This is a genomic window from Neisseria sp. HMSC064D07 (assembly GCF_001837185.1).
Classification (GTDB): Bacteria; Pseudomonadota; Gammaproteobacteria; order Burkholderiales; family Neisseriaceae; genus Neisseria; species Neisseria flavescens_C.
Genome location: NZ_KV831660.1, coordinates 1 through 7,283 on the forward strand (window position 1 = coordinate 1; position 7,283 = coordinate 7,283).

8 protein-coding genes and 1 riboswitch are annotated in these 7,283 nt (G+C 49.7%); of the genes, 7 read left to right on the forward strand and 1 reads right to left on the reverse strand.

Going from position 1 to position 7,283, the window contains the following annotated elements; genetic code table 11:
* Window positions 1-35 precede the first annotated feature (35 nt).
* Complete coding sequence (locus HMPREF2608_RS03020) at window positions 36-914, reverse strand: lysophospholipid acyltransferase family protein (RefSeq protein WP_070825933.1); 879 nt, start codon at window positions 912-914, stop codon at window positions 36-38.
* 108 nt (window positions 915-1,022) lie between these two features.
* Window positions 1,023-1,133: riboswitch (SAM-I-IV-variant riboswitch) on the forward strand.
* A 173-nt stretch (window positions 1,134-1,306) separates the two neighbouring features.
* On the opposite strand from HMPREF2608_RS03020, the gene metK reads away from it, so the two are divergent.
* The 7 genes from metK to HMPREF2608_RS03050 all read left to right on the forward strand — a co-directional run bounded on the left by metK (window position 1,307) and on the right by HMPREF2608_RS03050 (window position 7,168).
* Window positions 1,307-2,476, forward strand: a complete 1,170-nt coding sequence (gene metK / locus HMPREF2608_RS03025) for a methionine adenosyltransferase (protein ID WP_070825934.1) — start codon at window positions 1,307-1,309, stop codon at window positions 2,474-2,476.
* A 109-nt stretch (window positions 2,477-2,585) separates the two neighbouring features.
* Window positions 2,586-2,906: an accessory factor UbiK family protein gene (locus HMPREF2608_RS03030; RefSeq protein ID WP_003684455.1), complete on the forward strand. Its 321-nt coding sequence runs from the start codon at window positions 2,586-2,588 to the stop codon at window positions 2,904-2,906.
* Window positions 2,907-2,919: 13 nt separating this feature from the next.
* Complete coding sequence (locus HMPREF2608_RS03035; RefSeq protein ID WP_070825935.1) at window positions 2,920-4,416, forward strand: YifB family Mg chelatase-like AAA ATPase; 1,497 nt, start codon at window positions 2,920-2,922, stop codon at window positions 4,414-4,416.
* A gap of 154 nt (window positions 4,417-4,570) precedes the next feature.
* The gene (locus HMPREF2608_RS11625) at window positions 4,571-5,206 is read left to right on the forward strand and encodes a hypothetical protein (protein WP_283122285.1); all 636 of its coding nucleotides are present in this window, start codon (window positions 4,571-4,573) and stop codon (window positions 5,204-5,206) included.
* Between the two features lie 32 nt (window positions 5,207-5,238).
* On the forward strand, window positions 5,239-5,646 hold the full coding sequence (locus tag HMPREF2608_RS11630; RefSeq protein WP_283122286.1) for an SPOR domain-containing protein: 408 nt from the start codon (window positions 5,239-5,241) through the stop codon (window positions 5,644-5,646).
* 11 nt (window positions 5,647-5,657) lie between these two features.
* Window positions 5,658-6,299: a thiol:disulfide interchange protein DsbA/DsbL gene (locus HMPREF2608_RS03045; protein WP_070825937.1), complete on the forward strand. Its 642-nt coding sequence runs from the start codon at window positions 5,658-5,660 to the stop codon at window positions 6,297-6,299.
* Between the two features lie 44 nt (window positions 6,300-6,343).
* Window positions 6,344-7,168 (forward strand): undecaprenyl-diphosphate phosphatase, encoded by an 825-nt coding sequence (locus tag HMPREF2608_RS03050; RefSeq protein ID WP_070825936.1) that lies wholly within the window; start codon window positions 6,344-6,346, stop codon window positions 7,166-7,168.
* Window positions 7,169-7,283: the final 115 nt, after the last annotated feature.

A 7,283-nucleotide genomic window follows, 5' to 3' on the forward strand; every position in this document is an offset into this window, starting at 1 on the left:
TGTCGGGGGAAGGGCTTTTTTGCAAAGGTCTCAGCCTATATTTCCTGCGGGAAAGGCGCGCCTTCGGGATGTTTGTAGCGGTTGTACATAAACAAATATTGTTCCGGAAAACGGCGTATCCAATATTCGGTATTTTCATTGATCACGCGCGCATCGTTCTCCTTATCGCCGTTCAATTCGCCGCGCAAAGGCTCGATGTGCAAGACAAAGCCTTTGCCGTCGGGCAAACGCTCGCCGCAGAAAAACAAAGCCTTTACGCCTTTGACTTGCGCCAGCTTGCCAGCCAACGTCATGGTATAGGCAGGTTTGCCGAAAAAGTCTACCCACACGCCGTCGCCGCCTTCTTCCGGAGACGGCACATGGTCCGGCAACACAATGGTCGCTTCGCCGCCGCGCAGCGCTTTGATGATTTGTTTGACGCCCTGAATGCTGGTCGGCGCAGTCTTACCCTTGCCGCGCACGCGCCCTGCCTGCATCACCGCATCAAATGCCTTGATTTTCGGCGGCTTGTACATCGCCGTCAGCGGAAACGGCAGCTGCTGGCTGATGTAGCGGCCCGCCAAATCATAGCTGCCGATGTGCGGCGTGATAAACAGCAAACCCTCGCCCGCACTCAAGGCCGTCTGAACATATTCCCAACCGTTGACGTTGACAAACAGGTTTTCAATTTCCTCAGGCCGTCTGAAAAACGCCACCGGCAATTCCAAGCCGCCTTTTGCCGTTTCACGGAAAACTTTTTTCACCGCCTCGTCCGTCGGGTTCAATCCGGCAAGTGTCATGTTTTCGAATACCCGCCGGCGATCTTTCGACAGCAAGCGGAAACCCAAACTGCCCAGCAGGTTGCCTAATTTGTGCAACCAAGCCAAAGGCAGCGCGGCCAAAAATTTAAAAACAAAGGTAACAAGCGTTTGCATAAGGTTTTACCAAAATGAAGTGGACAGATTGTAAACGAAACAGGCCGTCTGAACAAAACAGACTTCGGGCAAATATATTGCGGCACACCTGCTTTTCTGCTACTATCCGCGCTGCATTAAGAGTTGGGAATTCCATGCCAACCTGCTTTTCGGAAAGAAAGGTAAGGTGGACGGTTGAAAAACCGATGTGGCTCGCCAGAGCAATCCAAACCCGCTTAATGCGGGAATTTTTTTGCCTGTAAGAAACGTGCAACAGGATTCCGAAACAGCAGACAAGTGCGAATGTTTCTCACTTGTATAGAGAAAAAGCGGAGTTTTTGTTATGATTTCCGCTGTCCGAAATAAAAGGCCGTCTGAAAACACAGCAGCCTGTTTTTAATGAAAGAATAGCAATGAGCGAATATCTGTTTACTTCCGAATCGGTATCCGAAGGCCATCCGGATAAAGTTGCCGACCAAGTATCCGATGCGATTTTGGATGCCATCTTGGCGCAAGACCCCAAAGCGCGTGTCGCCGCGGAAACCTTGGTCAACACAGGCTTGTGCGTATTGGCAGGCGAAATCACCACTACCGCCCAAGTGGACTACATCAAAGTCGCCCGCGAAACCATCAAACGCATCGGCTACAACTCCTCCGAGCTGGGCTTTGATGCCAACGGCTGCGCAGTCGGCGTGTACTACGACCAACAATCTCCGGACATCGCCCAAGGCGTGAACGAAGGCGAAGGCATCGACTTGAACCAAGGCGCGGGTGACCAAGGTTTGATGTTCGGCTATGCCTGCGACGAAACCCCTACCCTGATGCCGTTTGCCATCTATTACAGCCACCGCCTGATGCAACGCCAAAGCGAATTGCGCAAAGACGGCCGCCTGCCTTGGCTGCGTCCTGATGCCAAAGCCCAACTGACCGTGGTTTACGACAGCGAAACCGGCAAAGTAAAACGCATCGACACCGTCGTCCTGTCTACCCAGCACGATCCGTCTATCGGTTACGAAGAACTGAAAAACGCCGTGATCGAACACATCATCAAACCGGTTCTGCCGTCTGAACTGCTGACTGCCGAAACCAAATACCTGATCAACCCGACCGGCCGCTTCGTTATCGGCGGCCCGCAAGGCGACTGCGGTTTGACCGGCCGTAAAATCATCGTCGATACCTACGGCGGCGCAGCTCCGCACGGCGGCGGCGCATTCTCCGGCAAAGACCCGTCCAAAGTGGACCGTTCCGCCGCTTACGCCTGCCGCTATGTTGCGAAAAACATCGTAGCCGCCGGTTTGGCAACCCAATGCCAAATCCAAGTTTCCTACGCCATCGGCGTTGCCGAACCGACTTCGATTTCCATCGACACTTTCGGCACCGGCAAAATCAGCGAAGAAAAACTGATTGCCCTGGTTCGCGAACATTTCGACCTGCGCCCTAAAGGCATCGTCCAAATGCTCGACCTCTTGCGCCCAATTTACAGCAAATCCGCCGCCTACGGCCACTTCGGCCGCGAAGAGCCCGAATTTACTTGGGAGCGCACCGACAAAGCAGCCGCATTGAAAGCAGCCGCAGGCGTGTAAACTTCCGCATTTTAGGCCGTCTGAAAAGCAAAACGTTTTCAGACGGCCTTTTTCCTTATACAATAGCCACTTGAATTTCTATATACATTCTGAATAAAGGATACGGATTATGTTCGGCAAACAACTTTTTGAAGAAGTCAGCTCCAAAATCAGCGAAACCATCGCCAACAGCCCTGCCAAAGACATGGAAAAAAACGTTAAAGCCATGCTCGGCAGCGCATTCAACCGCATGGATTTGGTGACCCGCGAAGAATTCGACATCCAACAACAGGTTTTGATTAAAACCCGTACGAAACTGGCTGAATTGGAAGCCCGTTTGGCCAAACTCGAAGCCGCTCAAGAGCCTGAAGAAGCTGCTTTGAAAGCGGCCGAAGCTGCTGCAGAGGAAGCTGTTGCCGAAATCAAACAACAAACTGAAGCTGCCGAATAAGGCCGTCTGAAACATGTCGCTTGCTTTGGTTTACAGCCGCGCTTTAAGCGGCATGAATGCGCCGTTGGTCGAAGTGGAAGCCCACCTTGCCAACGGCTTGCCACATTTCAATATCGTCGGTTTACCCGATACTGAAGTCAAAGAAAGCCGCGACCGCGTGCGTGCCGCCATCATCCAAAGCGGCTTCGACTTTCCCGCCAAGAAAATTACCGTCAACCTCGCACCGGCCGACCTCCCAAAAGAATCCGGCCGTTTCGATTTGCCGATTGCCTTAGGCATTCTTGCCGCATCGGGACAAATTAATCCTGAAAAGCTCTCCCAATATGAGTTTGCCGGGGAATTGGCGCTGTCCGGCTTGCTGCGTCCCGTACGTGGCGCGCTGGCCATGGCATGGCAGGGAATGCAGGCCGGCCGTTCATTCGTCTTGCCGCAAGAAAATGCCGAACAGGCTGCCGTCATGCGCGGTATCGCGGTTTATGGCGCACGTTCTTTAGGCGAAGTGGCCGCCCATTTAAACGGCATCGAACCGTTGACACAAACCGAATGCAAGCTGACGCAAAGGCCCTCTGAACAAAGTAAAATTCCTGATTTAGCCGATGTTAAAGGCCAGCATACCGCCCGCCTCGCTTTGGAAATCGCAGCGGCAGGCGGACACAGCCTGCTGATGATGGGTCCGCCGGGTACAGGCAAATCCATGCTTTCGCAACGTTTGCCCGGTATCCTTCCGCCTTTGACCGAAGACGAATTGATCGAAGTATGGGCATTGCGTTCGCTCCTGCCCAACCATCAACAGCAACTTGACAGCAACCGTCCTTTCCGCAGTCCTCATCACAGTGCCAGCTCGGCTGCCATGGTGGGCGGCGGTTCAGACCCACGTCCGGGCGAAATTTCATTGGCGCATCACGGGGTGTTGTTTTTAGACGAATTGCCCGAGTTTGACCGTAAAGTATTAGAAGTATTGCGCGAACCTTTGGAAAACGGCGAAATCCATATTTCCCGCGCCGCACGTCAAGCTGTTTATCCAGCCAAGTTCCAACTTGTCGCCGCCATGAACCCCTGCCCTTGCGGCTATCTTGGCCATCCGTCCAAGCCTTGCCGTTGCACGCCTGAAAGCGTTACCCGCTACCGCAACAAAATTTCAGGGCCATTACTCGACCGTATTGATTTAACCATCGAAGTACCCAGCCTTTCTGCTGCCGAGCTGATGCAACAAGAAGCAGGCGAATCCAGTGCCACCGTATTGGAGCGCGTTACCGCCGCACGCAAAATCCAATACAACAGACAAGGCAAAGTCAATGCAGAACTGAGTGTCGGCGAACTCGATGGCAAAGCCCGCATCCAAAAAGAAGCACAAGAAGCCTTGGGAACCATGCTTGAAAAATTGTCCCTTTCCGCACGAAGTTTCCACCGCATCATGCGCGTTGCCCGTACGCTGGCCGATTTGGCAGGCGACGAAGAAGTTAGCAAAACCCATGTGATGAAAGCCATCGGCTTCCGTCGCGCCCTTTAACTTTTCAGACGGCCTGAATCTTTATGTTTAAGTAAAACTAGAGTAAACAAAGCATCAGGATTTTGCCGTCCATAACGGTTATTGATAAAATATCGAATCCAAACTCAGACAGTCTCCCTTCAGACCGTCTGAACACATTATTACAAGGTAAGTCATGAAAAAATCTACACAATATGGCAAAGGCTTGGCCGGTTTCTTTTTCGGCCTGATACTGGCAACAGGTATTATTGCCGGTATTTTGTTCTTCTTGAACCAAGGCAACCAAAACGTTTTCAAAGAGCTGACTCAGCCTAAACAAAGCGAAGAACCTGAAATCCTGAAACCTCAGGACAAAGCAGAGAAACGCCCAGCTACCGACACTTCATCTACCCAAGCAGATAAAGAAAAAGCCAAAGCTGAAAAAGAAGCTGCTGAAAAAGAAGCGGCAGAGAAAGAAGCCAAAGCAAAAGAAGCGGCAGAAAAGGCTGCCAAAGAAGCTGAAGAGAAAACGGCACAAGCAGAAAAAGAGGCTCAGGAAAAAGCCGATCGCGAGGCCAAAGAAAAAGCGGATAAAGCTGAAGCAGAAAAAGCCGAACGCGAAGCCAAAGAAAGAGCAGACAAAACTCCCGCCGACAAAGCCGAACGTGAAGCCAAAGAAAAAGCCGCAAAAGCGGAAGCAGAAAAAGAAGCCGCCAAGAAAAAACTGGCCGAGAAAAAAGCCGAATTAGAAAAAAACGCGCAGAAAAAGCCAAAGCTGAAAAAGAAGCTGCTGATAAAACTGCAAAAGATAAAAAAGCGGCCGACCAACTGACCGACAAACAAAAAGAGCGTGCCGAGCGCAAATTGGCTGAGAAAAAAGCAGCCGAAGCCAAAAAACAAAACAAGCCGACACCTGAGCAAATCCTCAACAGCGGCAGCATCGAAAAAGCACGTAAAGCTACAAATGCCTCTGCAACAAAAGAAAGCAGCAACGCTGCAAGTAAACAGTCAGCAGAAAAAGCCGAAATAGCTGCCAACAGCGGTAAAAAAGCCTTCCTACAACTTGGTTCATATGCAGACCGCTCCAGCGCAGACTCACAACGTGCCAAACTGGCTATTTTAGGTGTTTCTTCCAAAGTGGTTGAATCGCAAAACGGCGACAAAACTATTTACCGAGTTCAAAGTAACACCATGCCGCAGGAAGCCGCTGTAAAACTGCAAAAAAACCTGCAAGGCCATAATATCAACAGCTTGATTCGTTCTACCAAATAATGGAATCACTGATGAAGCAGCGTATAAAACAAACCATTGCCGCACTCAGCCTGAGCCTGCTCAACCTGAGTGCGCAGGCTGCTACCGAAGGCGTGGACTATACCGTTCTTAGTCACCCTATCCCGCAGCAGCGAGCCGGAAAAATTGAAGTGCTAGAATTTTTCGGCTACTTCTGCGTCCATTGTTACCATCTCGATCCAGTTTTGTTGCAACATAGCAAAACCTTTGCCAAAGATGTTTCCTTACGGACAGAGCACGTCGTTTGGATGCCTGAAATGTTGGGTTTAGCCAAGGTGGCCGCAGCCGTCAATCTTTCAGGTTTGAAATATCAAGCCAATCCAGTCATCTTCAAAGCAGTTTACGAACAAAAAATCAACCTGGCCGATACCAATGTATTCCGATCATGGGCGGGTAGACAGACGGGTTTTGACAGTCAAAAACTGCTTCAAGCCTACAACAGTCCTGCTGCCGCATCGACTGCTGCAAAAATGCAGCAATTGACGGAAACTTATCGAATTGAAAACACACCAACTGTCATCGTCGGTGGTAAATACAAAGTCAATTTCAACGGTACCGACTGGAAAGCCGGTATGAAAACCATAGACGAGCTCATCGTCAAAGTCCGTCGCGAACAATCCTCAAAACCACTTTAACTATTCAACAAAAGAAAGACGGCCTCAAGGCCGTCTGAAAACTTATGGACATTCTGATTTTATTTAAAGCACTTATTCTCGGTATCATCGAAGGTTTAACCGAGTTTCTCCCTATTTCCAGTACCGGTCACTTGATTGTATTCGGTGACTTAATGAACTTTCAAAGCAACGGAAAAGTATTTGAAATTGCTATTCAACTCGGTGCCGTATTAGCTGTTGTATTCGAATACCGCCAACGATTTACCCATATCATAAAAGGACTGGGTAAAGAACGAACAGCCAATCGCTTTGTACTGAATTTATTTATTGCCTTCATACCGGCTGCGATTGTTGGCCTCTTATTCAGTAAACAAATTAAATTGCATCTTTTCAACCCGATTACTGTTGCTACCATGCTGGTATTAGGTGGCTTCTTCATTTTATGGGTTGAAAAATGCCAAACAACAGCCAAACCTAAAGTCAACCATGTCGATGATATGCGCCCAATTGACGCATTTGTTGTAGGATGCGCCCAAATTTGTGCCCTTATCCCTGGGACATCACGTTCAGGCAGTACCATCATGGGCGGTATGCTGTGGGGATTAGAACGTAAAACGGCTACCGAATTTTCATTCTTCCTTGCCGTACCGATGATGATTGCAGCCACAGGTTACGACATCTTAAAAAACTACAAACTTTTTACCTTACAAGATGTCGGACAAATTGCCATCGGTTTTATCGCAGCATTTATCGCCGGTTTGTTGGCAGTAAAAGCTTTGCTAAAATTTGTCTCCAGTAAAAACTATGTGCCTTTTGCCTACTATCGCATCGTATTTGGTGGTCTGATTCTCCTTACTTGGATGTTGGGCTGGGTTAGCTGGAGCGAATAATCCCTCTTCCCAAAGGACGTGCCCCCACGTCCTTTTCTTTACTTCCTCCCTTTCGATTAGGTTTCTACCCCGTAAAAGGCCGACACTCCGCATCATTGCCCCTAAATATCTCCTC